General features: G+C 62.6%; 24 protein-coding genes. 15 read left to right on the top strand and 9 right to left on the bottom strand.

All coding sequences use genetic code 11. From position 1 onward, the window contains the following. Positions 1 to 157: 157 nt before the first annotated feature. A complete protein-coding gene (locus tag VZC39_RS17010; protein WP_434664063.1) occupies positions 158 to 1,162 on the bottom strand; it encodes an NADP-dependent oxidoreductase in 1,005 nt (334 codons plus the stop codon). Positions 1,163 to 1,381: 219 nt separating this feature from the next. On the opposite strand from VZC39_RS17010, the gene VZC39_RS17005 reads away from it, so the two are divergent. The 3 genes from VZC39_RS17005 to VZC39_RS16995 all read left to right on the top strand — a co-directional run bounded on the left by VZC39_RS17005 (position 1,382) and on the right by VZC39_RS16995 (position 2,530). Further along, a complete protein-coding gene (locus VZC39_RS17005) occupies positions 1,382 to 1,807 on the top strand; it encodes a MarR family winged helix-turn-helix transcriptional regulator (protein WP_349919509.1) in 426 nt (141 codons plus the stop codon). 29 nt (positions 1,808 to 1,836) lie between these two features. Further along, the gene (locus tag VZC39_RS17000; RefSeq protein WP_434664062.1) at positions 1,837 to 2,067 is read left to right on the top strand and encodes a hypothetical protein; all 231 of its coding nucleotides are present in this window, start codon (positions 1,837 to 1,839) and stop codon (positions 2,065 to 2,067) included. Between the two features lie 145 nt (positions 2,068 to 2,212). After that, positions 2,213 to 2,530, top strand: coding sequence for a hypothetical protein (locus tag VZC39_RS16995; RefSeq protein ID WP_349919506.1), 318 nt, complete (start codon positions 2,213 to 2,215; stop codon positions 2,528 to 2,530). 80 nt (positions 2,531 to 2,610) lie between these two features. Here the strand turns inward: VZC39_RS16995 and VZC39_RS16990 are convergent, their stop codons facing one another. Together VZC39_RS16990 and VZC39_RS16985 are read right to left on the bottom strand one after the other, a co-directional pair. Then, on the bottom strand, positions 2,611 to 3,087 hold the full coding sequence (locus VZC39_RS16990) for an Lrp/AsnC family transcriptional regulator (RefSeq protein ID WP_349919504.1): 477 nt from the start codon (positions 3,085 to 3,087) through the stop codon (positions 2,611 to 2,613). A gap of 307 nt (positions 3,088 to 3,394) precedes the next feature. Beyond that, positions 3,395 to 4,009, bottom strand: a complete 615-nt coding sequence (locus tag VZC39_RS16985) for a helix-turn-helix transcriptional regulator (RefSeq protein WP_349919502.1) — start codon at positions 4,007 to 4,009, stop codon at positions 3,395 to 3,397. A gap of 158 nt (positions 4,010 to 4,167) precedes the next feature. Here VZC39_RS16985 and VZC39_RS16980 point away from each other — a divergent pair, with 158 nt between their 5' ends. Together VZC39_RS16980 and VZC39_RS16975 are read left to right on the top strand one after the other, a co-directional pair. Further along, positions 4,168 to 5,406, top strand: coding sequence for an MFS transporter (locus tag VZC39_RS16980; RefSeq protein WP_434664059.1), 1,239 nt, complete (start codon positions 4,168 to 4,170; stop codon positions 5,404 to 5,406). 161 nt (positions 5,407 to 5,567) lie between these two features. Next, positions 5,568 to 6,386 (top strand): Cof-type HAD-IIB family hydrolase, encoded by an 819-nt coding sequence (locus tag VZC39_RS16975; protein ID WP_434664057.1) that lies wholly within the window; start codon positions 5,568 to 5,570, stop codon positions 6,384 to 6,386. A gap of 57 nt (positions 6,387 to 6,443) precedes the next feature. On the opposite strand, the gene VZC39_RS16970 is transcribed toward VZC39_RS16975, so the two are convergent. Further along, positions 6,444 to 7,007, bottom strand: a complete 564-nt coding sequence (locus VZC39_RS16970; RefSeq protein ID WP_349919498.1) for a DUF2799 domain-containing protein — start codon at positions 7,005 to 7,007, stop codon at positions 6,444 to 6,446. A gap of 206 nt (positions 7,008 to 7,213) precedes the next feature. On the opposite strand from VZC39_RS16970, the gene VZC39_RS16965 reads away from it, so the two are divergent. The 3 genes from VZC39_RS16965 to VZC39_RS16955 all read left to right on the top strand — a co-directional run bounded on the left by VZC39_RS16965 (position 7,214) and on the right by VZC39_RS16955 (position 11,328). Beyond that, positions 7,214 to 8,053: an isopenicillin N synthase family dioxygenase gene (locus VZC39_RS16965; RefSeq protein ID WP_434664054.1), complete on the top strand. Its 840-nt coding sequence runs from the start codon at positions 7,214 to 7,216 to the stop codon at positions 8,051 to 8,053. A gap of 210 nt (positions 8,054 to 8,263) precedes the next feature. After that, positions 8,264 to 9,577 (top strand): sodium-dependent transporter, encoded by a 1,314-nt coding sequence (locus tag VZC39_RS16960; RefSeq protein ID WP_434664052.1) that lies wholly within the window; start codon positions 8,264 to 8,266, stop codon positions 9,575 to 9,577. Positions 9,578 to 10,014: 437 nt separating this feature from the next. Continuing rightward, positions 10,015 to 11,328, top strand: a complete 1,314-nt coding sequence (locus VZC39_RS16955) for a sodium-dependent transporter (RefSeq protein ID WP_349919494.1) — start codon at positions 10,015 to 10,017, stop codon at positions 11,326 to 11,328. A gap of 66 nt (positions 11,329 to 11,394) precedes the next feature. Here the strand turns inward: VZC39_RS16955 and VZC39_RS16950 are convergent, their stop codons facing one another. Together VZC39_RS16950 and VZC39_RS16945 are read right to left on the bottom strand one after the other, a co-directional pair. Then, positions 11,395 to 11,859 carry a hypothetical protein gene (locus VZC39_RS16950; RefSeq protein ID WP_349919492.1) on the bottom strand — a complete coding sequence of 155 codons (465 nt, stop codon included), beginning with the start codon at positions 11,857 to 11,859 and terminating at the stop codon, positions 11,395 to 11,397. 30 nt (positions 11,860 to 11,889) lie between these two features. Then, on the bottom strand, positions 11,890 to 13,263 hold the full coding sequence (locus tag VZC39_RS16945; RefSeq protein WP_434664048.1) for a PLP-dependent aminotransferase family protein: 1,374 nt from the start codon (positions 13,261 to 13,263) through the stop codon (positions 11,890 to 11,892). 115 nt (positions 13,264 to 13,378) lie between these two features. Here VZC39_RS16945 and VZC39_RS16940 point away from each other — a divergent pair, with 115 nt between their 5' ends. The 4 genes from VZC39_RS16940 (at position 13,379) to VZC39_RS16925 (ending at position 16,687) form a co-directional block, all read left to right on the top strand. Further along, positions 13,379 to 13,975, top strand: coding sequence for a LysE family translocator (locus tag VZC39_RS16940; RefSeq protein WP_349919489.1), 597 nt, complete (start codon positions 13,379 to 13,381; stop codon positions 13,973 to 13,975). Positions 13,976 to 14,077: 102 nt separating this feature from the next. After that, positions 14,078 to 14,668 carry a LysE family translocator gene (locus VZC39_RS16935; protein ID WP_434664045.1) on the top strand — a complete coding sequence of 197 codons (591 nt, stop codon included), beginning with the start codon at positions 14,078 to 14,080 and terminating at the stop codon, positions 14,666 to 14,668. 92 nt (positions 14,669 to 14,760) lie between these two features. Beyond that, positions 14,761 to 15,453: an aspartate/glutamate racemase family protein gene (locus VZC39_RS16930; protein ID WP_434664044.1), complete on the top strand. Its 693-nt coding sequence runs from the start codon at positions 14,761 to 14,763 to the stop codon at positions 15,451 to 15,453. A 358-nt stretch (positions 15,454 to 15,811) separates the two neighbouring features. Then, positions 15,812 to 16,687 (top strand): hypothetical protein, encoded by an 876-nt coding sequence (locus VZC39_RS16925; RefSeq protein ID WP_434664042.1) that lies wholly within the window; start codon positions 15,812 to 15,814, stop codon positions 16,685 to 16,687. Positions 16,688 to 16,746: 59 nt separating this feature from the next. On the opposite strand, the gene VZC39_RS16920 is transcribed toward VZC39_RS16925, so the two are convergent. Next, entirely contained in the window at positions 16,747 to 18,537 is a 1,791-nt protein-coding gene (locus tag VZC39_RS16920; RefSeq protein ID WP_434664041.1) for an AMP-dependent synthetase/ligase, read from the bottom strand. A gap of 182 nt (positions 18,538 to 18,719) precedes the next feature. On the opposite strand from VZC39_RS16920, the gene VZC39_RS16915 reads away from it, so the two are divergent. Continuing rightward, positions 18,720 to 19,262, top strand: coding sequence for a thioredoxin family protein (locus VZC39_RS16915; RefSeq protein ID WP_349919484.1), 543 nt, complete (start codon positions 18,720 to 18,722; stop codon positions 19,260 to 19,262). Positions 19,263 to 19,324: 62 nt separating this feature from the next. Here VZC39_RS16915 and rimI read toward each other — a convergent pair whose 3' ends face one another. Both rimI and VZC39_RS16905 read right to left on the bottom strand, forming a co-directional pair. Continuing rightward, positions 19,325 to 19,786: a ribosomal protein S18-alanine N-acetyltransferase gene (gene rimI, locus VZC39_RS16910; RefSeq protein ID WP_434664038.1), complete on the bottom strand. Its 462-nt coding sequence runs from the start codon at positions 19,784 to 19,786 to the stop codon at positions 19,325 to 19,327. 81 nt (positions 19,787 to 19,867) lie between these two features. Beyond that, positions 19,868 to 20,287 (bottom strand): hypothetical protein, encoded by a 420-nt coding sequence (locus VZC39_RS16905; RefSeq protein ID WP_434664036.1) that lies wholly within the window; start codon positions 20,285 to 20,287, stop codon positions 19,868 to 19,870. Positions 20,288 to 20,523: 236 nt separating this feature from the next. Between VZC39_RS16905 and VZC39_RS16900 the strand changes: the two genes are divergently transcribed. Next, complete coding sequence (locus VZC39_RS16900) at positions 20,524 to 22,131, top strand: ATPase RavA domain-containing protein (protein WP_434664034.1); 1,608 nt, start codon at positions 20,524 to 20,526, stop codon at positions 22,129 to 22,131. A 103-nt stretch (positions 22,132 to 22,234) separates the two neighbouring features. Beyond that, positions 22,235 to 23,689, top strand: coding sequence for an ATPase RavA stimulator ViaA (gene viaA, locus VZC39_RS16895; RefSeq protein ID WP_434664032.1), 1,455 nt, complete (start codon positions 22,235 to 22,237; stop codon positions 23,687 to 23,689). Positions 23,690 to 23,703 lie beyond the last annotated feature (14 nt).

Genomic DNA, 23,703 nt, shown 5'->3' with positions numbered 1-23,703 from the left:
CGCTTCTATCTCAAAATTGGATGGGTCTGGATGCAATGCATCTGTTTAAGCGATAGTCATCATCCCGGTTTGGCCCGATCTGGTAATGGGCTGCGCCCGCTGTCCGCCACCTGGCGCCGATCCCGGTGCTTCCCGGCTCAGCGGCCAGCACCGATCATCAGCCCAGCTTGACCAGCATCTTGCCGGTGTTGCGGCCCTCGAACAATCCGATGAAGGCTTGCGGCATGCTGGCCAGCCCCTCATAGACGGTCTCCTCGCTCTGTAGGGCTCCGGCTTCGAAGGCGGGAATGGCCTCGGCCAGGAAGTCGCCGTAGTGCTGCCAGTGATCGGACACCAGCAGCCCCTGCAGCAGGATGCGTTTGCGGATGATTTGAGAGAGGTTGCGCGGGCCGCTGGCGCCCCCCTGGCTGTTGTACTGCTCGATGAGGCCGCACAATACGATACGTCCGTGCAGCGCCATGTGGTTGAGGGCCGCTTCCAGCAGGGCGCCGCCGACATTCTCGAAGTAGACCTGAATGCCGTCCGGGGCGAGGCGGGCCAGCTCGGCATCGAGATCCGGCGTCTCCTTGTAGTTGATCACCGCATCGGCCCCCAGGGTCTTGAGATAGGCCACCTTGTCGGCGGAACCGGTGGAGCCGATGACCCGGGCCCCGGCCCGCTTGGCGAGCTGGACCACCATGGTGCCGACCGCGCCGGAGGCGGCCGAGACCAGCACAGTCTCACCCGCCTGCAACTGGGCGACCTTGTGCAGCCCCGCCCAGGCGGTCATGCCCGGCATGCCGAGGGCGCCGAGGAAGCGCTGGGGGGGCAGGTCGGTGGCGGGCAGCCGGGTCAGCTGCGCCGGTTTGGCGATGAAGGTATCGCGCCAGCCTTGCATGCTGCTGACCCTGTCCCCCACCGCGAAGTCCGGGTGACGGGAGGCCTGCACCGTGCCGATGGCACCGCCCTCCAAGGGGGCGTTGAGGGCGAAGGGGGGCACATAGCTCTTGACCTCGCTCATGCGGCCGCGCATGTAGGGATCCACCGACAGCCACTGGTTGGCGACCAGCACCTCTCCCTCCTGCAAGGGGGGCAGAGGAACGGCCTGCAGGCTGAAGTCATCCTGGGTCGGCAGGCCGCTTGGGCGGCGCAGCAGCTGGATCTGGTGGCTGAGCTGATTCATGGTGTCTCTCCAAAGGGTTGGGGGTGGCATGGCTCGTTTAGCCTGCGCCTGCCCGGACCTGGCGTCCAGTCATTGAGTGGGCCCGGGGTGATTTATCTTGCGTGCAAGTTAAAAACAGCCTAAACCTGATTAGACGGCCTGGCAACTGCTTTGCGTGCAAATTATTCAGCCCTCCCTCTTCCTGGGGTATACTGGCCCCCAATGTCTGCGAGGTGTCCCATGAGTGAACTGAAAAAACAGGTCTGTTTCGCCCTCTACAGCGCCTCCAATGCGGTGATGCGCGCCTATCGACCACTGCTGGACAAGCTGGATCTCACCTACACCCAATATCTGGTGATGCTGTCGCTCTGGGCGCGGGACGAGGTCAGCCTCAAGGAGATAGGTCAGGAGACCGGACTGGATGCCGGCACCCTGACCCCCATCGTCAAGCGGCTGGAGAGCAAGGGCTGGCTGACTCGGACCATTTCCAGCGAAGACGAGCGGCAGAAGTGCATCCGGCTCACCGAGGCAGGGCGCCAGTTGCAACAAGGGGTCAAGGAGTGCTGCCTGGTGGACAACTTGCGCAGCCAGCTGGATCTGGACGATGCTGAGCTGTCCCAGTTGAAGCAGCTTTGCGATCGCCTTGCCGCCCAGCTGGGGCGCTGAGTCAGACCACCTTGTTGGGGAGCCATCCGATGAAAGCCATGTTACCCCTGTTTGCCTTGCTGCTCGGTGCCTGCACCGGCGGCACCCACCCCGCGCCTGAGCTGCAGATCGATGATGCTGACGCCTGGCAGGCCATCTGCAAGGACGGGGTGCGGGTGCGGGCCATCAGTGATGAGAAGATCTGCGACGCCCATCGCGGCGTGGCCATGTGGACGAATAAGCCAAGGTCTGTGCGGATGGCAGAGGAAGCCACCAAGTAGTGTGATCAAGACGCCATAAAATGACACAACCGGCCCCTTGGCCGGTTTTTTTCGCGATCCCGTCTGCACTTTGCCATCTTGTTCATGGTGCACTCATTTTTCTCTTCCCATACTGGCTCCACAGTGCCAAAGGAGGAGAGAAGAGATGCAATCATCCATCGTCGGGCTCTCCATTCTGTGGGGGCTGGCCAGTTTTGGGGTTCAGGGGGATTTCATCGAGAGCCGTGATTCCGTTGCGCCGTCCTGGCAGGCCGAGTCCAGAGTGGAGATGGAAGGGTATTTGATAGAGTCATTGGGTGAGGATCGCTGGCTGTTCGACAACGGCAGCGAGAGCCTGCTGGTCTCCTTGCCGCAAGGGCAGTGGGTGCCGGAGGGGGAGCGTCTGCGACTGAGCGGCGAGCCCCAGCATGAGCAGGCCGGCTGGCTGCTGCAGGTGCAGGCGGTGAGCCCGGTGAGCGTCTGAATGCCAGTCCGTCAATGACACCTTGAATGACGAAGAGGAGGCCTTGGCCTCCTCTCTTGTTTTTCTCCCCGCAGAGACGTTCACCCCAGGTGATTGAGGGGCAGCGCCGTCTTGTGCTTGATCCGGCGCAGCACGAAGCTGGATCGCACCCCGGTCACGCCGGGGATATGGGTCAGCTTGTCCAGCAGGAAGTGCTGGTAGTGTTCCATGTCCCGCACCACGACCTTGAGCTGATAGTCGGCATCATTGCCGGTGATGAGGTCACACTCCAGCACCTCGGGCAGATCCTGAATGGCCTTGTCGAAGCTCTCGAACCGCTCCGGCGTGTGCCTGTCCATGGAGATGTGGATGTAGGCGGTGAGGGTCAGCCCCAGCTGGCGGGCGTTGAGCAGGGTGACATGGGTATCGATGAGACCGGCATCCTCCAGCGCCTTGACCCGGCGGGAGCAGGGGGAGGGAGAGAGGCCGACCAGTTCGGCCAGCTCCAGATTGCTGATGCGACCATTTTCCTGCATCAACTCCAGAATATGCCTGTCTATACGATCAAGTTTCAGCATTCTCCGTACCTCGTTGCAATTACTAATTCACTTTTCCTAGATTAAGGGTGAACTATTGCAAAAACAACCGAAAAAGCCTGCTACTTCACAACCACTCACCGCAACAGCGGGGATATGATAATTCCATCTTCCGGTGGCAAAGCAGATACCCGACCAGGTCTCTGTGGTGAAGGACCTTACCGGGTCATCAACCCCATCAGCCGTCCAACCTTATCGGGAACAGGCGGGCTGGACCGAGAGCATCCCCTCCCCGAAGGCAACAAAGCAGGCATCCCGGCGCCTGCTTTGTTGTTTTTGGGCGTCGGCCTCAGGGCCGGATGCGATAGAGGCAGCGCGCATCCCCCTCCAGCAGGTATTGCTCCCGCTCCACCTCGGCCGGGGCCAGCAACTGGCGAAACATCGCCAGTTCGCTTCGGCAAAATCCCCGGCAGGCCCGCGCCGCGGCGCAGATGGGGCAGTGATTCTCCCACCACAACCAGCTGCCATCCTCCTCCTGGCGCATGTCCGCCATGTAACCTTCCCGGCTGCGCAGGGTCTTGAGGCTCGCCAGCTTGTCCGCCAGCGCGGGCTGGGTCAGCGCCGCCTGATAGCGACCCATCATCTGCTGCTCCCGCCGGACGATGAGTTGATCCATCCCTTCCTCACCAAAGAGCTGCCGCACGTCGTCGATGAGCTGCAGGGTCAGCTCGCTGTGGGTATCGGGGAAGCGCTGCCAGGCCTGATCGGTCAGCTGCCACAGCCGCACCGGCCGACCCCGGCCACGGGCCTCGTCGCGAAAGTCCACCAGTCCCTCGGCCTCCAGGGAGAGCAGATGCTGGCGGGCCCCCATGGAGGTCATCTGCAACTGCTCGCCGAGGGCGGCGGCACTCTGGGGGCCCTGGCTTTTGAGCAGGTAGAGGATCTTGTCGGTGCTGGCGTTCATGAAGGGTCCTCGTCAGTGGCGGGGAGCGGCGCGGTCGGGCACTGGCTTGATGGGGCCATTATGGGGAGGGGGCTCATTTAAATCAATTATTCGCTTTACTTAATAGAGCCACTCACCTCAGTATAAATAAACAAATAGCTTTATTTAATGAGGCAAACATGGAAGGAATCAAGACGCAGGCCACCCTCTGGGTACTGGTGATGACGGTGACCCTGGCGGTGGCGGGCTTCAGTCTACCCTCCCCGGTGCTGGCGCCCCTGATGCTGGATCCGGCCCAGGGCATGCTGGATCCGGAGGCGTCGGACTGGAGTCGCAAGGTGTGGCTCGGCGTCATCATGGGGCTCTACCCCCTGTTCCAGCTGCTGGGCGCCCCCTGGCTCGGCAAGCTGTCAGATCGTTATGGTCGCAAGCCGGTGCTGACCCTCTGCCTCATCGGGGTGCTGGCGGGCTACGCCCTGATGGCGCTTGGCATCGCCTGGCGCTCCCTGCCGCTGCTCCTGCTGAGCCGGGTACTCGAAGGCTTCTTCAACGGCGACATCGCCATCGTCCAGGCCATGGCGGCGGATCTGAGCACTCCCAAGACCAAGGCGCGCAACTTCGCCAGGATCAACATCGGCATGAACCTCGGCTGGGTGCTGGGTCCCATGATCGGGGGCTATGCCGCGGTGATCTCCGGGGATTACAGCCTGGCGGCCTGGCTGGCGGTGGCCATGACGGCGGTCAACCTGCTGCTGATCCTCTGGCTCATCCCCAACCGGCCACCAGTAGCGACCACGGAGGCACTGGCGCCGCTCTCGACCCGTCAGCTGCTGTTGCAACCCCGGCTGCAGCCCTACTTCGTGCTGACCCTGCTGAGCTATGGTGCGGTGCAGCTCTACTTCACCTACTTCAACGTCTGGTTGGTGGAGCGGCTGGCCTGGGATCCGGTGCAGTTGGCCCAGGCGGCCGTGCTGGTGAGCGTACCCATGATGCTGGGCTCCTGGCTCGGGGAGTTGCTGGCCCGTCACTGGCGCGGCAGCACGCTGGGGATCGTCGGTCATCTGGTGATGGCGGCGGGCATGCTGATGTTCGTGCTGCCGAGCCAGTGGTGGGGGCTGGCGCTCACCTTCATCCCGGCCGGCATCGGCATGAGTCTGGGGGAGCTGGCGACCTCGGTCGCCGTCTCCAACCGCAGCCATGCCAGCCAGCAGGGGCAGGCGATGGGGCTCTATCGCGGGCTGGCGGTGGGCAGCGAGATCCTGGCGGTGGTGGTGGGCAGCGTCGTGCTGCTGGCGGGGACCCAGTGGCCCTTCTATCTGGCGACCCTGTGCGGGGTGATCTGTGCCCTCGGTTTCTACGGGTTGCGCCGGGCGGCTGACCGGAGAGCGTTGGCGAACACGGCGGTCGAGCCCGGTTGATCCCGGGCCCGGGTGGATCACAAATTGGCGCAGACGGGGCAGGGGAGGCTTGCATCGGGGCGCCGACTCTGGGACGGTATGGCTCTTTGACCCCTTACCCCTGTCGCCCGGCCACTCTGCTCTCACCCTGCGCCTCGCGATACTCAGACTCTGGAGGTGATATGAGCGAGTTTAAAGCGATTGCGTTGGACATGGACGGTACTTTGTTGACCCGGGATCATCAGGTCTCGCCCGCGACCCGGGCCGCCCTGAGCGAGGCCCGTGCGAGGGGCATCAAGGTGCTGCTGGTGACGGGGCGCCACTTCATGACGGCGCGCCCCTTCCACCACGAGCTGGCCCTCGACACCCCCATCATCTGCAGCAACGGCGCCTACCTCTATGATCCGCTGCAAGACCGCATCCTGGCGGGGGATCCCCTGGCGGTCGAGCCGCTGCGGGCCCTGCTGGCCGAGGTCGAGAGTCAGCAGATGGAGGCGCAGTTTCACCTGAGCGATGGCATCGGCTACATCGGCTGCGAGGATTATGTGGCCAGGATCCAGCGCAGATCCGACAACCTGCCCGATCACCTCAAGATCTCCCTGCTGCCGGCGGACGATCTCGAGCCCTGGCTGCAGGCCCCCATCTGGAAGCTGGAGCTGTTCAACCAGGATCCGGGCCGCCTGCACCGCTTCGTGGGGGAAGTGGTGCAGGGCATGCCCTTTACCCAGGACTGGGCGGCCCCCTACGCGGTGGAGCTGGTACAACCCGGTTGCAGCAAGGGCAACCGGTTGGCCCAGTGGGCGGCGAGCGAGGGCATCGCCATGGAAAACGTGGTGGCCTTTGGGGACAACAACAACGACATCAGCATGTTCGAGCAGGTGGGGCTGGCGGTGGCCATGGGTAATGCGGCGCCCCAGATCCAGGCCCACGCCCACAAGGTCACCGCGGATCACAACGAAGACGGCATCGCCCTGGCGCTGCAGCGCTGGGTTCTGGCCTGAGCGGGATTTTGCCCTGAACAGGGGGGAGCCCCGCCGGATGGCGGGGCTCCGAGGAGATCAACTGCCGAAGGAGAACTGGATCACCCGATCCGGGAAGCGGATGCGGTTGTACTCCCGTCGTACTCCCTCGTAGTGGCGGATGGCCCGCTCGCGCTGGGCACGATAGTAGTCCCGCTGCTTGGCGTCGTTCTCGGCGCGGATCTGCTGATCCAGCTGGTAGATATTTCGTTCGGTGCGCTCCAGCTCCTGTTGCAGATCGCCGAGGCGCTCGGCCAGCAGGAACTCCTTGCGACCCCGTTCGAACTGGGTGAGGAAGGTCGTATCGTTGGGGCAGACGCCCAGATACTCGTTCCCCTCCTTGCCCTTGCTGTAGGCGAGCTCGGGGATGCAGTAGAGCTCCAGCCCCTTGGTGTAGCCCCGCAGCCATTCCGCCTCGTCCACCTTGAGGCCATACTCCCCGCAGGTCTTGCTGTAGCCGGCGCTGGCCGCCCGGGTCTTGCCCTCGGTGCCATCCTGATAGCCCTGGTTGTACCAGCTCATGGCACGGCACTCCTCTTCTGAGAACGAACTGCAACCGGCGAGCAGCAGGGTCAGGATTGGCAACAACATCCTTGGGGACATGGCAGGGCTCCGAATGTAAAAGTGCAGGCATTCTAGAGAGGAAGCCTGAGCGGGACAAGGGCCCGTCATCATCCCGGGCAAGCCTGGATGTCATGATATTTTTGTCATTATTTTCAGTCTGTTATCAACCCATATCGGGCAACCTTTCCTTGCCGGGGGAGGCAGGGTAAACTGCGCCTACTTTTAACTGGCGCGTAACAAAAATAATGAAAGTCCTGACCGTTGATTACCGTTCCCCCGATGCGGCGGAGCGCTTCACCGAATCCCTGCGTACCACCGGCTTCGGGGTGCTGACCAACCACCCCATTCCCAAGGAGCTGGTGCAGTCCATCTATGACAACTGGTATCGCTTCTTCATGAGCGAGCAGAAGCACGACTTCCTGTTCAACCGCGAGACCCAGGACGGCTACTTCCCCCCCTCCGTCTCCGAGGTGGCCAAGGGCAACAGCCAGAAGGACATCAAGGAGTACTTCCACCTCTATCCCTGGGGCCAGATGCCGGCAGCGCTGAAGGATCAGGCGATGGAGTACTACGCCCTCGCCAACAACCTGGCCGCCGAGCTGCTGGGCTGGGTGGAGCAGTACACCCCGAGCGATATCGCCGCCCACTACAGCGCCCCCCTCTCCTCCATGATAGAAGAGAGCCACAAGACCCTGCTGCGGGTGCTGCACTATCCGCCGTTCGACGGCACCGAGGCGCCGGGGGCCATTCGCGCCGCCGCCCACGAGGACATCAACCTGCTCACCATACTGCCCGCGTCCAACGAGCCGGGCCTGCAGGTGAAGGGCTCCGACGGGGAGTGGATGGACGTGCCTTGCGACTTTGGCACCCTGATCATCAACATCGGTGACATGCTGCAGGAGGCCTCCCACGGCTACTACCCCTCCACCACCCATCGGGTGATCAACCCGACCGGTGGCAGCGTCAGCAAATCCCGCATCTCCCTGCCGCTGTTCCTGCACCCGCGCCCGGACGTGGTGCTCTCCGAGCGTCACACCGCCCACAGTTACCTGATGGAGCGGTTGCGGGAGCTGGGGGTCATCTAGTCCCGCGCCGTTCCCAGAGAATGCAAAACCGGAGCAAACAGGCTCCGGTTTTTGTTTTATGGCACGAATGGATGCTAAACCGAAGATTATTAGTCATTGCTGCTAATAAGTCGGTTTTAAGCCAGAGATACGACGAGTGATTGCGAGGGGGGCGGCGTAATCTGTGCGCCATGAGGGGTCCAACTGGCGGGCCCTTAGATTGGAGTTCTTATGAAGCAGTCCCAATGGTCATCCCGGCTCGGTTACATCCTGGCCGCCGCGGGTTCCGCGGTCGGTCTCGGCGCCATCTGGAAGTTCCCCTATGTCACCGCCGCCAACGGCGGTGGCGCCTTCCTGCTGGTGTTTCTCGTGTTCAGTTTCACCCTGGGGGTGGCGGTGCTGATGGGGGAGACCCTGCTCGGCAGCCTGACCCGGCGCGGCGCCGTGGGGGCCTTCGGGACGCTTCTGGGCAAGCGCTGGCGCTGGGTCGGCGCCATGGGGCTCTTGTGCAGCCTGCTCATCTACTGCTTCTACAGCGTGGTGGGGGGCTGGACCCTGGGTTACACCGGCATGGCCCTGGCGGGGGATCTGCAACAGGGTGATGGCGCTGCCCTCACCGCCCGTTTCAACGACTACGTCGGGGATCCCCTCTGGCCCGTGCTGACCCACCTGCTGTTCGCGGGCCTCACCTGGTGGTTCGTGCAGGGGGGCGTGCAAAAAGGGGTGGAGCGCACCCTGCGCTGGATGATGCCGGCCCTCTTCATCATGATGCTGCTGCTGGTGGCCTTCGGCCTGAGCCTGCCCAACGCCATGGCCGGGGTGCGCCACTTCCTGATGCCGGACTTCAGCAAGCTCGGCATGTCCGGGGTGCTGGACGCCCTGGGGCTGGCCTTCTTCTCCCTCTCCATCGGCCTTGGCATCCACACCACCTATGGCGCCTACCTGCCGAGCAGCGAGGGGGTGGGACGTTCCAGCCTCTGGGTGGTGCTCTTGGCGAGCCTCATCGCCGTGCTGGCGGGGCTGATGATCTTCCCGGTGCTGGCGGCGACCGGCATCGATCCCGCCTCGGGTCCCGGCCTCACCTTCATGACCATGCCGGCGGTGTTCCAGCAACTGCCGTTCGGCCAGGGGCTGGCGGTGATCTTCTTCGCCCTGCTGGTGGTGGCGGCGCTCTCCTCGTCCATCTCCTTGCTGGAGCATCTGCAGTGCTTCCTGGTGGAGAGCTTCGGCTGGTCGCGCCGCGCGTCCTGCAACCTCATCACCGGGGTGGTGATGGCGGGGGGGATCCCGGTCAGCCTGTCCTTCGGCCCCTGGGCGAGCATCACCCTGTTTGGCAAGAACATCTTCGAGCTGCTGGATTTCGTCACCTCCAACCTGCTGATGCCCCTGTTCGGGCTGGCCCTCACCCTGCTGCTCGGCTGGAAGCTGGGCCGCCGTGCCTTGCCCGAGGGGCTGGCTCCCCACTGGCGTCGGCTGGTGATGGGTTGCTGGCGCTGGGTCGCCCCCCTGCTCATCGGCGGCATCCTGGTACGCGGCCTGATCTGAGGACGCAGGCCGGGGAGCAGGAGATCGTGCTCCCCGGCCAGCCGTCATTTCCCGGTGACCACTCGGTGCCGGGGTCTCTTTATCGACAGAATTGACTGTATATAAAGCACCATGAAGTTTTAATTTTGTGACTTTTTATTCTGATATTTTTTGTTTTTATTGTCTGATTGGCTGTATTGTGAGCTCGGATGGAGGATTAACTGTCAACATCTCTTGCCATGGTTTAGGCTGTGGCTCCGTTTCGTCGTGCAGGCCCTGCCCTTGATGTCACCCTCCAATCTTCCCTTTGGTCGATTTTTCCACTCTTCGGAGAGGTGACCTTGCACGCGCAGTTTGTCTGAATGTTCATTGCAAAGGTCGCCAGAGGCGGCCTTTTTGTTGTCCCGCATCGTGCGGCTACCCATGGAGTATCGAATGTTGTCTTGCCAGGAGGTTGTATGAGCCAGGTTCAATGGTCTTCCCGTCTTGGGCACGTGCTGGCGGCGGCCGGCACCGCCATCGGCCTTGGTGCCATCTGGAAGTTTCCCTATGTGACCGCCACCAACGGCGGTGGTGCCTTCCTGCTGGTGTTCCTGCTGTTCAGCTTCACCCTGGGGGTGGCGGTACTGGTGGGGGAGACCCTGCTCGGCAGCCGCAGCCAGCGCGGGGTACTCGGCGCCTTCAACAAGCTGATGGGGCCTAAATGGCGCTGGATGGGTTACATGGGGATACTGTGCGGCTTCTTCATCTACAGCTTCTACAGCGTGGTGGGGGGCTGGACCGTGGGCTATGCGGCGCTGGCGGTGGCGGGCAAGCTGAACCTGAGCGAGGGGTCTGCGCTGACCGCCCTGTTCAACGGTTACGTGAGTCACCCCTGGTGGCCGGCGCTGACCCATCTGGTGTTCGCCGGGCTCACCTGGTGGTTCGTGCAGGGGGGCATCCAGAAAGGGGTGGAACGGGCCCTGCGCTGGATGATGCCGGCGCTCTTCATCATGATGCTGCTGCTGGTGGCGGTGGGCCTCTCCATGCCGGGCTCCCTGGCCGGGGTGCGCCAGCTGTTGCTGCCGGACTTCTCCATGCTCACCGGCCAGAGCGTGCTGGATGCCCTGGGACTCGCCTTCTTCTCCCTTTCCATCGGCCTGGGGGTGCATACCACCTATGGTGCCTATCTGCCCAATAGCGACGGCGTGCTGCGTTCCGGCGTCTGGGTGGTGACCCTGGCGAGCCTCATCTCGGTGCTGGCGGGGCTGATGATCTTCCCGGCGCTGGCTTCCACCGGCATAGACCCTACCGCGGGCCCCGGCCTCACCTTCATGACCATGCCCGCCGTGTTCAACCACCTGCCGTTTGGCCAGGGGCTGGCGGTGGTCTTCTTCCTGCTGCTGCTGGTGGCGGCGCTCTCCTCCTCCATCTCCATGCTGGAGCACCTGGTGCGCTTCACCACCGAGGAGTGGGGCTGGTCACGGCGCGGCGCCTGCCGGGTGCTGACCCTGCTTATCATGGCATCCGGTATTCCGGTCAGCCTGTCGTTCGGCCCCTGGAGCGAGCTGACCCTGTTTGGCAAGACCATCTTCGATCTGCTGGACTACCTCACCTCCAACCTGATGATGCCGCTGTTCGGCCTGGTGCTGACCCTGCTGCTGGGCTGGCGCCTCGGGGACAGCATCTTGCCCACCGATCTCTCACCCGTGCTGCGGGCCTGCCTGCTCTGGTGCTGGCGACTGGTGGCGCCGCTGCTCATCACCGGCATCCTGGTACGAGGGATCCTCTAGCAAGCGGGGAGTGATAAAACGAGAGGGGTTGGCCATGGGCCAACCCCTCTTTGCATCGGGCGCGGTTTATTGCAGCCCCGGCCCCTTGGCGGAGAAGGGGCAATCGGCCTGCTGGATGAGGCGTTGGCCCTGATGGCCTTCCCGCTGCCAGTGCAGATCGAGCTGACCGAGGCGGCCGAGGTGGCGCAGTTCGAACTCGTAGCGCAGGCAGGGATTGTCTGTGGGTAGCGCCTTCATGCTCGCCGGCAGCTGGTAGCGGTAGCGCAGCAGGGGACCATCTTGCAGCGCGATCTCTGCAGGCACCAGCCCCTCTGCCGTGGCCGCGGGGGCCTTGAGGTAGTCCCGCAGGGCGGCAGGGGCGTCGATGGCCTTCTGGTAGTGGAGCCCGTTCATGGCCGCCAGCTCCTCTTCCAGCCGCTCCAGTTCCCCTTCCAGGCCGGTGACGGCCCGGCTCAGCTGTTGATGGGCCGGGGAGGCGCAGCCTCCCAGCAGCAGGGCGGTGAGCAGCAAGGTGGTGCGGGAGGGGGACATGGGTGCTCCTTGGGCTGAAACGGCCACTGACTATAGCAGGGGATTGGTCGGCGGCGTGCCCCGCAGCAGACCGGCCAGCCGCTCAAGACCCTCGGCGACGCGGGCCTCGGTGGCCGGTTGGCTGAGGCTCAGGCGTACCCCTTGCGGCGCGGCAAACTGGCCCGCGGCGAAGTGCTCTCCGCTGGCAACCCCGACGTCAAGGGCGTTGGCGGCCTCCACGAACTCCTGGCTGCGCCAGGGCTCGGGCAGGGGCAGCCAGGCGTGCATGGAGCCTGGATGCCAACGGGCGCCCGGCAACAGGTGGCGAAGCAGCTCGCCCCGGCGCGCCAGGATCCGTCTCTGCTGCTCGATCAGCGGCATGATCTGGTGCTGGCTCACCAGCTTGCAGGCGAGCTCGATGAGCAGCGGGCTCACCATCCAGCTCGACAACCGCATGGCCTGGGCGAAGGCGTTGCGAAGGGGAGGGGGCGTCAGTACGAAGCCGACCCGCAGGCCGCCGCAGGCGATCTTGGCCAGGCTGCCGAGGTAGATGACCCGCTCCGGCGCCAGATTGACCAATGGCGGAAGGCTGGTCTCCGGCAGCAGGCCGTTGACGTCATCTTCGATGATCAGCAGATCGTGGCGGCGGGCGATGGCGACGATGGCCTCGCGCCTGGCCAGGCTCATCACCGCCGTGGTGGGGTTTTGCAGGGTAGGGGTGAGATAGAGCAACTTGGCTCGGCGCTGGCGGCAGGCCGCGTCGAGGGCGGCCGGGATCAGCCCCTCCTCGTCGAGCGGCAGGCCCACCACCTGGTTCTTCAACTGGCGGGCATTGCCCAGCATGCCCGGGTAGCTGAGCCCCTCGCACAAGATGGTCTCCCCCACGCAGCCTGTGGCCATGAGGGAGAGCATGATGCCGTGCTGGGCGCCGTGGCTGAACAGCAGGTGATCCTCCCGGCACTGGACTCCCAGGGCCGTGAGCCAGTCGACGAACAGCTGGCGCTGCTTCTGGCGACCCGCCTCCTTGTCATAGCCGAGCAGGGCGTTGAGATCCCCGTTCGCCAACTCCAGCAGCATGGGCTTGATGATGGCGGCTCTGTCCAGCGGGATCGGCAGATTCTGCCACAGCTCGATGCGCTGATTGTCTTCGTTGCGGATCACCCACTCGTTGACCGGATCCACCAGCCCCCTGACCCAGGTGCCGTGGCCGACCCGGGCCGCCAGCAGGCCACGGCGCTCGGCTTCCGAGTAGGCACGGGTGATGGTGCCGACCGTGACCCCGAGCTGGTCAGCCAGGGCCCTGTGGGTCGGCAGTCGGGTCTCGGGGGCCAGGGTGCCGTCGTGAATGGCCTGCTCTATGGCCTTGACCAGTTTCAGATAGAGGGGGCCCTCGAAGCTGTCGAGGTGGGGTGTCCAGATTGTCATGGTGACAATAAATCCATTGATCGGCGAATTGTCTCAATATAGCGTGATTGTTACCCACCGCACAACGCTATATGACACATTGTATCGATACAATGTGGTTCAAGGAGAGAAGACAATGACCATTGAATGGTATGCCACCCTGTTTGGCTTTGCCCTGTTGACCTGTGGTACGCCGGGGCCCAACAACCTGATGCTGACTGCGGCCGGAGCCAACTTCGGCGTGCGCCGCACCCTGCCCCATCTGATCGGGGTCGTGATCGGCCAGCCGGTGCTGCAACTGGTGCTGGCCCTTGGCTTCTACCCGCTGTTCGAGCGCTGGCCCCTGCTCAAGATGAGCCTGCAGGTGCTGGGCAGCCTCTATCTGCTCTGGCTCGCCTGGCGCATCGCCGTCGCCGGTGCTCCCGGTGATCCCGCCAGGCGCTCCCGGCCGCTGACCCTGCTGGAAGGGCTCGGCTTTCAGTTCCTCAATCCCAAGGCCTGGATGATGGGGATCTCCGCTATAAGCCTGTTCAGCCTGCCGGGCAGTGATTACTGGCCGAGCCTGTGGGGCATCATGTCGGTCTTCCCCATGGCGGGACTGCCGGTTTGCTTCGCCTGGGTGCTGTTTGGCCATCAACTCAGCCGCTGGATCAATTCTGACAAGGGCTGGCGCCGCCTCAACGGCAGCCTGGGTGCCCTGACGGCGCTCTGTGTGGTGATGCTCTGGTATTAATGATTGTTTGGTTTTTTATGCGAAGAAAATGCATCGGTGAGCTTGTGGTCGGGGGGCGGCCTCTGCATATTAAGAGGCTTGCCGTAACACATCGAGGTTGAGATGGATCTGAACTGGTTGCTTCCCCTGGCGGGCTTTGCCCTGATCACCTGTGGTACCCCGGGGCCGAACAACATGCTGCTCACCAGCGCCGGTGCCGCCCAGGGTTTTCGCCGCTCCCTGCCCCTGTTGGTGGGAGTGGTCGGCGGCATCAACCTGATGATCCTGGCCATGGCGCTGGGGCTCGGTGTGGTGTTCGAGAAGCTGCCGCTATTGCACGATGGGTTGAAGGTCGTCGGTTCGGCCTATCTGCTCTGGCTGGCCTGGAAGGTGGCTACCGCCAACGGGCCGGCGGAAGGCAACCGGCCGCTCATCCCGGCCCATCAGGGGGCCATGCTGCAACTGCTCAACCCCAAGGCCTGGATGATGGCGCTCTCCGCCATCAGCGGTTTCACCCTGGCGGGAGAGGCCTACTGGCCATCCGCCAGCTGGGTGCTCGCCATCTTCTTCATGACCGGCCTCTATACCGGTGCCTTCTGGGTATTGTTTGGTGCCCAGGTACGCCGCCTCATCCGCACCGCCCAAGGCTGGCGTCGTTTCAACCTCGGCATGGGGATCGCCACGGCGGCCTGCGTGCTGATGATCTGGATTTAGGTCCTCGGACCTACCCCTCTGTCTTGTTGGCCCTTCGGGGCCTTTTTTATCGACGGGTGGTGCATGGTCACCATTCCCTCGCAGGAGCAAGGATGAAATGTATCGGTCTGCTGGGTGGCATGAGCTGGGAGTCCACCGTCAGTTACTATCAGGCGCTCAATCGGGGTGTGCGGGCGCGCCTCGGGGGCTTGCACTCCGCCAGGGTGCTGCTCAATAGCGTCGACTTTGCCGAGATAGAACGGTTGCAGCACGCCGGTGACTGGCCGGCCACCGCCCGCCTGCTGAGTGCCGCCGCTCGGGACCTGCAGGCGGGAGGTGCGGATTGTCTGCTGATCGGCACCAATACCATGCACAAGGTGGCTCCCGAGATAGCCACCGCCATCGAGATCCCGCTGCTGCATATCGCCGATGCCACCGCCAAACGGCTGGTGGCGGACGGGGTGACGCGAGTGGGCCTGCTCGGTACCCGCTTCACCATGGAGCAGGATTTCTACAAGGGTCGGCTGACCGAGTCGTTCGGATTGGAAGTGTTGGTGCCGCCCGAGGCCGAGCAAGAGCGGGTGCATCGCATCATCTATGACGAGCTTTGCCTAGGTCAGGTACTTGACGCATCGCGGGCCGAGTACCTGGTGATCATCGCCGGATTGGCGAAGGCGGGGGCCCAGGCGGTGATCCTGGGCTGCACCGAGATTGCCTTGCTGGTGGGAGATGCCAAGGCCGCTGTGCCCCTCTACGACACCACCGCCATTCACGCCGAGGCGGCGGTGGAGTGGGCGCTGGCCTGAAGTTTTTTACCGCAACACATGGCGAGAAGAACATAGAAAAGAGGCGCCGATGCGCCTCTTTTTGCTGTTGGGACAAGCCTTTATCTAACCATGACGCTACTTGATGGTCCTAGGTTTTACTTGCTGTCTATTTCCCCTAAGGGCATTTTCATCAGCAGGGGGATTAGTATTGTGATTTATGTCTTTCGCGTCAAAATCCTAATTTAATACATTTATTTTAAGTGGAGGTTCTTCACCAAACATTTTACTAGATAGATACATGTTTAAAACAGCTGATGAAGTAAAGTCAACACACCATATGAGTCTCATTGTTTAATGGTGAAGTAATATATGATCCTGCATTTAGTGCGGAGGTTATATGAAGATTTTTATATTTTTATTTTTAATTCCAATTGGTGTTTCAGCTGTAGAGCAAGATTATAGACTTACAACTGATTCTTGGGTTGATGGTACCTTGGACAAAACTACTGCCTCCTCATCAACAATAGTTGTGAATGTTGAAAATGGTGTTATATCTCCAGGTAATAATGGCGATTTGATAAGTGGTAGTTTTGTAGAAAATGAAAAGATAATAAATTTAAAGAAAAATGAGAGTCAAAGAAACACCTACTATCTTGGCAAGCTAATAGATGACAGGCAATACCAAGGTGTTTGGTATGATATTGATGGTAATGGTGGTGACTTCCGCATGGAATGGGGTGATGAGGAAAAGCTGGATTGCAGTTTAGCAACTGAGACTGGTTGGCATCACGGTTTATACTGCAATGCGGAAATTGATGGCGGGGGATGGCGACTGGTTGCTGTAAGGTTCAATAAAGAAATTCATATTCCGGTTGAAAAAATCACTGAATTAAATAGCAATCAATATCTCAACCCTGGTGCATGGACTCAATTAAGGGATGAGTCAACAGAAATACTGTTTGTACAACCTGATACAAAAGTTTGGGGTGTAATGAACATATCGAAAGCGAGTAATCAGAAGTTTTGCTCACCATTAGGTGATAACTTAAGTAAGAAAGTATTGGTTCATGCAGAGAAAGAGGGATGTTCACTCGAGAATCTAGATTATACCGTGGTCGGTCATCCTGGGAGTTTGGATTATCAAGGAAACTTCTATCGGTATAAAAAAGGTGGCTGGACTACTAATTACCCAGATTTATGGATTAGAACAAATTGGTCTCAACAGCAGGATGTTTCATATGGTAGTAGCCAACTAATGGTATTTGTAAGATAAAAAATGGCCACCTTAGGGTGGCCTTTATTTATCTGGCGTATGTGAAAGTATCAAATTACTCAAACATGGCTGTACATCGCCTCGATCTCGCTCTGGTACTTGGCCTCGATGATCTTGCGGCGCAGCTTCATGGTGGGGGTGATCTCCCCCAGCTCCATGGAGAAGGCGCTCGGCAGCAGGGTGAATTTCTTCACCTGCTCGAACTTGGCCAGCTCCTGCTGCAGCTCGTGAATGCGTGATTCGAAGAACTCCACCACCCGGGAGTGGCGCAGCAGCTCGGTCTTGCACTGGTACTGCAGGTTGATGGAGCGGGCGTACTCTTCCAGCGACTCGAAGCAGGGCACGATCAGCGCCGATACGAAGTGGCGGGCGTCGGCGACGATGGCGATCTGCTCGATGAAGCGATCCTTGCCCAGCGTCCCTTCCACCAGCTGGGGCGCCACGTACTTGCCGTTGGAGGTCTTCATCAACTCTTTCAGGCGCTCGGTGAAGTAGATGTTGCCGCTGGCATCCAGCTCGCCCGCATCGCCGGTACGCAGGAAGCCATCCTCGGTCATCACCTCGGCCGTGGCCTCCGGCTTGTTGTAGTAGCCGCGCATCACGGTGGGGGAGCGCACCAGCAGCTCGTTGTTCTCACCGAGTTTCACCTCGATGCCGCGCAGGGCGGTGCCGATGGAGCCGAGCTGGAACTGGCTATCCTCGTAGCAGCAGACGGTGGCCGTGGTCTCGGTCATGCCGTAGCCATATTTCAGGTTGAGCCCCATGGCCTGGAAGAAGAGGTTCACGTCGTCGGCGAGACGGGCACCGGCCACCGGCAGGAAGCGGGTACGGCCGCCGAAGCGGGCCCGCAGCTTGCGAAACACCAGCCGCTCCGCCAGGGCGAGCTGGAGATAGAGCAGGGGGGAGGCGGACTTGCCCGCCTGACGGGTGGCGACCATCTGCTTGCCGACCCGGGTAGCCCAGCCAAACAGGGTGCGGCGCAGGCGCGGCGCCTGGGCGACCTTGGCCTGGATCATGGCGTAGGCCTTCTCGTAGAGGCGCGGCACGGCACACATCACGGTCGGTTTCACCTCGCCGATGACATCCATCACCTTCTGGGGATCGCGGATGTAGACGTTCTCGGCGCCGCAATAGAGCACGTAGTAGGTCCAGGCACGCTCGAACACGTGGCTGAGCGGCAGCATGCACAGGGAGACGTCCTGCTCGCCGAGATCCAGCCGGCTGTCGTGCATCTCGAAGCAGGCGGCGATGTTGGCAAAATCGAGCATGACCCCCTTGGGTTCGCCCGTGGTGCCCGAGGTGTAGATGAGGGTCAGCAGGTCATCCATGCGGTACTGCTGCTCGCGTTGCCGCAGCTCCTGCTCGCTGGGCTGATGGTTGCCCGTTGAGAGGAAGGTCTGGAAGTGGCTGGCCTGCTCGCAGCCGCGCAGATCGACGCTGCCGTCCAGGGAGACGATCTGGCTGATCTCACCCGCGTTCAGCAGGTGGAGGGCCTGATCGAACTGGGGCTGCTCGCCGACGAACAGTACCTTGATGCCGGCATCTTTGACGATGTAGCGCAGCTGATCCAGGGTGCTGGTGGGGTAGATGGGCACGCTGACGCCGCGGGCGGCCAGGATGCCGAGATCGGCCTGGGTCCACTCCGGCATGTTGCGGGCATAGATGCCGACCATCTCGGTGGGCTGGTGGCCGGCGCGGATCAGGGCCTGGGCACAATAGTCCATGGCCTGACCCAGAGTACGCCAGCCGATGGCACGCCATTGTCCATCCTGCTGGACGCGCAGGGCGGCCTTGTTGCCAAGGCGGGCAATGCGTTCACGCATCAGTCGAACCAGATGAAACTGCGACATCGTCAATCATCCTCACATAACAGTTGTACGCCCGCAGGGGGCTTTCAAAACCGGGCTGGAGTTTAAACTCTACTATTACAGCTTACAAGTGTTCGCCGTTTGTCCTGGATCACAAAGTCGTCAAGTCGATAGGACTCAGGCATGATGGGATCTGGGTCCGGATACGGTCAGGGAGGGGAGCTATGAGTATCAATATCAAGAGCCTCATCACGGGCACCTTGCTGGTTCTGGCGGGGGCGGGCGGCCTCTGGTATGCCCTGGGCGGGCCGACGGGGGAGGACAATCCCTGGCTGAGTGGCGCCGAGGGGTATGAGCAGGGTCAGGCGCGGGCGCTGCAAACCGGTTATCCCCTGCTCTATGTGATAGAGAGCGCCAAGTGCCGACGCTGCACCCGGCTGGATGCCCGCCTGTGGCAGGATCCCGGGATGCAATCCACCCTGGCCGAGCTGGTGAAGGTGCGCCTCAACCCGGATGCGGGGGATGGCAGCGCCCACATACTGCGCCGCTTCCCCAAGGTGGCGACGCCCCCCGGTGTCTACCTCCAGCGCCCCGGCGAGTCCCTGCGACCCGTCAACATAGACGTGAAGGAGCAGCTGATCTGGATGCCCGGCGTCACCTATGCGCGGGGCTTCTTCATGCCGCTCTCCGCCGAAGGTTTCGACGCCGTGGTACGGGTGACCTTGAGCCTCGAGGACAGTGCCATCGACAATGCCTCCCTGCCCTGAGGGACGTCAGACGGGGGAGGATGAGTGGCCGGTGGGGAAGGGTGGCCGAGGGTGTCCGGGCCTTAGCCGAAGTCGAACAGACGGGACATCAGCACGGCATCTTCCCTGTCCTGGCCGGTGCCATAGTAGTCGGCGCGCCGGCAATACTCGGCAAAGCCCTCGCTCTCGTAGAGGCCGATGGCAGTGGTATTGCCGGCCCTCACCTCCAGAAACCAGGCTTCCGCCTGCCGGGACTTGCTGCGGGCGAGGTACTCCCTGAGCAGTGCCCGCCCCAGCCCCTTGCCCTGAAAGTCAGGATGCACGCAGATGTTCATCAACGAACTGTCCCCCGCCACCAGATCCGAGATGTAGAAACCCGCCGGGCGGTCCCCTAGCAGCATCAGACCGTTGAGGTAGCGGGGCCCGAAGCAGGAGAGCAGGTTGGCCTGGCTCCATGGCTCCTTGTGGGCGGCCTGCTCGATGGGGTAGATGAGCGCAAAGTCGCTCTCCAGCAGGGGGCGAAAGCGGGGGCTGAGATCAGACATGATGACTCCGGACAGAACCCGGGCTTGCGCGGGAATGCAGGCCGGGGTGAAGAGAAAAAGGGTGGGGCCGCTGCGGGCCGGTCAGCCAGGCAGATGCTGGCGGCACTGTTGCCAGAGGGCGCGCTTGTGGGCCGCATCGGGTTTTATCGGGCAGACCAGGGCATCGGGCCAGCGGGCGTCCGGCGCCGTCAGCCAGAGCAGGGGCGGGGTGATCCCGTCCGGCAGCGCAGCGATGAGCGAGACGTCATTCACATCGAGGCCGAGCAGTTGGCAGAGATCCCCCAAGAGGGCCGGGGCGGGCAGGGTGTCGGCCAGCAGCCAGAGCTTGCCGCTCGGGACGGAGACGGCCGCCGTGTCGAGAACGATGTCGTCCGGCTGATGGGGCGTATCCTCCGGGCCCTTCGTCTCACCCAGCAGGGCCGGGGCTCTGAGTTGCCAGCTCTGTATGCCCATCCGGGTCAGGATGCGCTGACGCAGCGGGTCCAGCAGGGGATCTTGCATGGGGAAGGCTCGCTCTTGATCCGCATTGGGGTAATTTCTGATGCGCAGAGTACACTCTCGCGGCCCCTGCTGCACCCATTTGCAACTAGATGTGCGCCGCCAGGATCGCTATGTTAATCAGGTATCCCGGCCAGATGTGGCGGGGATGCACAACCAGACAGACCAACAGCGTGGGGCGGGGCCAGAGGCCGGCCGACGTCACCACGGATGATGAGCCAGCTTCGGAAGCCCTGCCTATGTCCTCTCTCGCCCAGAATACAGTTCGTACCGCCCCCATCCATGAGCGCCTGCCCAGGTTGCTGGCCGCCCTCGGGGAAGGGCTGTATGAGCGGCAGGATGCCTTGCGGCTCGGGTTGCTGGCGGCGCTGTCCGGTGAGAGCGTCTTCCTGCTGGGCCCCCCCGGCATCGCCAAGAGCCTGATCGCCCGGCGCCTCAAGCTGGCCTTTCACGACGCCCGCCATTTCGAATACCTGATGACCCGCTTCAGCACCCCGGAGGAGGTGTTCGGCCCTCTCTCCATCCAGGCGCTGAAGGAAGATGGCAAGTACCTGCGCCTGACCCAGGGCTACCTGCCGGAGGCCGAGGTGGTGTTCCTCGACGAGATCTGGAAGGCGGGCCCGGCCATCCTCAACACCCTGCTCACCGCCATCAACGAACGGCAGTTTCGCAACGGCGACAGCCAGCACCCCATTCCCATGCGCCTGCTGGTGACTGCTTCCAACGAGCTGCCCGCGCCGGACAGCGGCCTGGAGGCGCTCTATGACCGCATGCTGGTGCGGATCTGGATGGACAGGGTGCAGGAGAAATCCAACTTCCAGGCCATGCTGGCGAGCGATGGCCACTCGGGGCAGAACCTGCCCCCCTCGGTGCAGATCCACGGCGAGGAGTACCAGGCCTGGCAAGGGCAGATCGAGCAGGTGCGCCTGCCGGATGCCTGCTTCGAGCTCATCTATCAGCTGCGCCAGCAGCTCGACAGCCAGCTCGGTCACGGCTGCTATGTGTCGGACCGGCGCTGGAAGAAGGCCGTCAGGCTCATCAAGGCGAGCGCCTTCTTCAACGGCCGCGACGAGGTGGCCCCGCTGGATCTGCTGCTGTTCAAGGATTGCCTCTGGCACGACGAGGCTTCCCGCACCGCCCTGCTGGAGATGATCGGCGAATTTTCACGTCTCTACGGCTATCAGCAGCTCGCCATGACCCGCCAGCTGCTGAGCCTGCGCGAGCAGTTCAAACAGCTGAGGGGGGCCGTGGCCCAGCGCCTCGGCTGCAAGGCGGTCAAGCGCAAGCAGTGGTTCGGTCGCCGCGCCCGCGGCACCCAGCTGCCCCTGCTCAACGCCAAGCCGTTCGGCAAGCAGGTGCATTTCCACCTGCTCACCCCGGCACCGCTCGATGGCGGGGATCCGGAGCGACTGACCGAGACCCTCACCTTCGATCGCACCCTGCTCTCCCACTGGCATCCCACCGGTGAGGCCCTGGTGGGCTGGCAGCTCGGCAACCCCAAGGAGGGTCACTACGAGCTGGTGCTCGATGATTCGCTGCGACTCCATGTGCTGGATATCCAGCGCCAACCCGTGGCTCTGGTGCTGGTGGAGCGCACCCCCATCCCGGCGCTGGTGGTCGAGCCCTGGCAGGGGGAGCTCGATGAGCTGGTCAATCAGGTGGGCCGGGTGCAGCAGAGCCTCAAGGGGCAGCGGGCCCTGTTCGATCGCCATCAGCAGCATCTGTTTATCGGGCCCCACTGGTTGCAGCAGGTGGAAGACAGCTTCTTCGTGCTGAACCGGGATCTGGATGTGCTGCGCGGCGAGCTGCTGCAGTGGCGCGAGCGCCTGCCCGGGCTGGATAGCTGATGGCTGGTCGTGCTGAAAAGACAACATTTTACGAACAAAACATGATGTCAATTATCATGTGGCAGCATGATGTTTGCCCATCACCCCGGGTGGAGAGCGCCTTATGCTAGAGATCGGCATGATGGATCTCGGGCTCCTCATCGGGGAGGGGGAGCTGGCGGGGGAGATGGCGCTCCTGCTGGCCTCTGCCCCCAAGATCTCCGAGTTTCTCAAGCGCTCCCCCCTGCAGGGCAAGCTGCTCAAGAAACGCATCCAGCACTGGAGCGAGCAGCTCGGCGAGGAGATGCGCCACAAGCAGGTGCCGGTCGCGCTGGAGCGCGAGTACCTCCTCTATCAGGCTCATCGCCAGCTCCCGCTGCCCGAGCTGGTGGGCCGGCTGCCCGCCCTGCTGGAGGCGCTGGATCAGCACAGCCCCTTCGCCGGCGATGCCCGCAGCCTGGCTCGCCAGATAGTGGCGCAGCCGACCGAGGGGCTGCGCCAGCTGTTCGTGGAAAAATGGCGCTCCAGCCTGGTGGGCAGCCTGTTGCAACTGCAGCAGCAGATCGCCGAGGCGGAACGGGAGAAACAGCGCCAGGAGATAGAGGATCAGCTGCTAGCGAACCGCACCCTGGCCGATGCGCTGGATCCGCACCAGATCTCGGCGGGGGGGCTCTGGGATCTGGCCCAGGGCAGCTGGCACAAGCGCAGCCTGGTGTTGGTCAAGCAGTATGCCCGCATGTTGCAGCGCGAGCCCCTGCTGACCGAGATCGCCGCCCTGCTCGGGCGCAGCGAGCGGGACAGGAGCACCGACGCCCAGGCCTTGCCGCCGGTACCCGTGCACGAACTCGAAGAGGTGCAGACCGACGATGTGCCGGACGATCTGGTGGGGGTGCATCCGGCCAGCGACCTGATGCGCTTGCTGCCGAGCGAGGCGGTGATGCTGGCGCTGCCGGAGCTGGAGCTGGAATTCTATCGCCGCTACCTGGAGCGGCGGCTGCTGAGTTATCAGTCGCGGGGCACCTTGCCGCGCCAGCGGCTGATGCTGCGAACCCCGCAGCAGGGTGGACAGGAGGTGCAACCACGAGGCCCCTTCATCGTCTGCGTGGATACCTCGGGCTCCATGGGCGGCTACCCCGAGGAGTGCGCCAAGGCGCTGTTCCTGGCGCTGCTCAAGCTGGCCATGGACGAAAAGCGGGGCTGCTATCTCATGTTATTTTCTACCGAGGTGGCGACCCTGGAGATCACCGCCGATACCGGGCTGGACAAGGCGGAGCGCTTCCTCTCCATGAGTTTTCACGGCGGCACCGATCTGGTGCCCTGTCTCGAGCAGGCCTTGGCCCAGCTGGATCAGCCGGATTTTGCCAAGGCGGATGTGCTGGTGATTTCCGACTTCATCGCCCAGAACCTGCCTCACACTCTGCTGGACAAGATGAACGTGAGACGCAGGCAGGAGACCCGCTTCCACGCCGTCGCCATGTCCCGCCACGCCAAGCAGGCGATCCTGCGGGTGTTCGACAACAGCTGGCTGCTCGACTGCGGCCTGCGCGGCCGTCTGCTCAGGCGCTGGCAGCGCAACTGAGGCTCATACCGGTT

Origin of the sequence: Aeromonas sp. NJAU223 (assembly GCF_051125555.1) — a bacterium.
Taxonomy (GTDB): Bacteria; Pseudomonadota; Gammaproteobacteria; order Enterobacterales; family Aeromonadaceae; genus Aeromonas; species Aeromonas veronii_G.
This window is presented reverse-complemented; position numbering and strand designations above follow the sequence as displayed.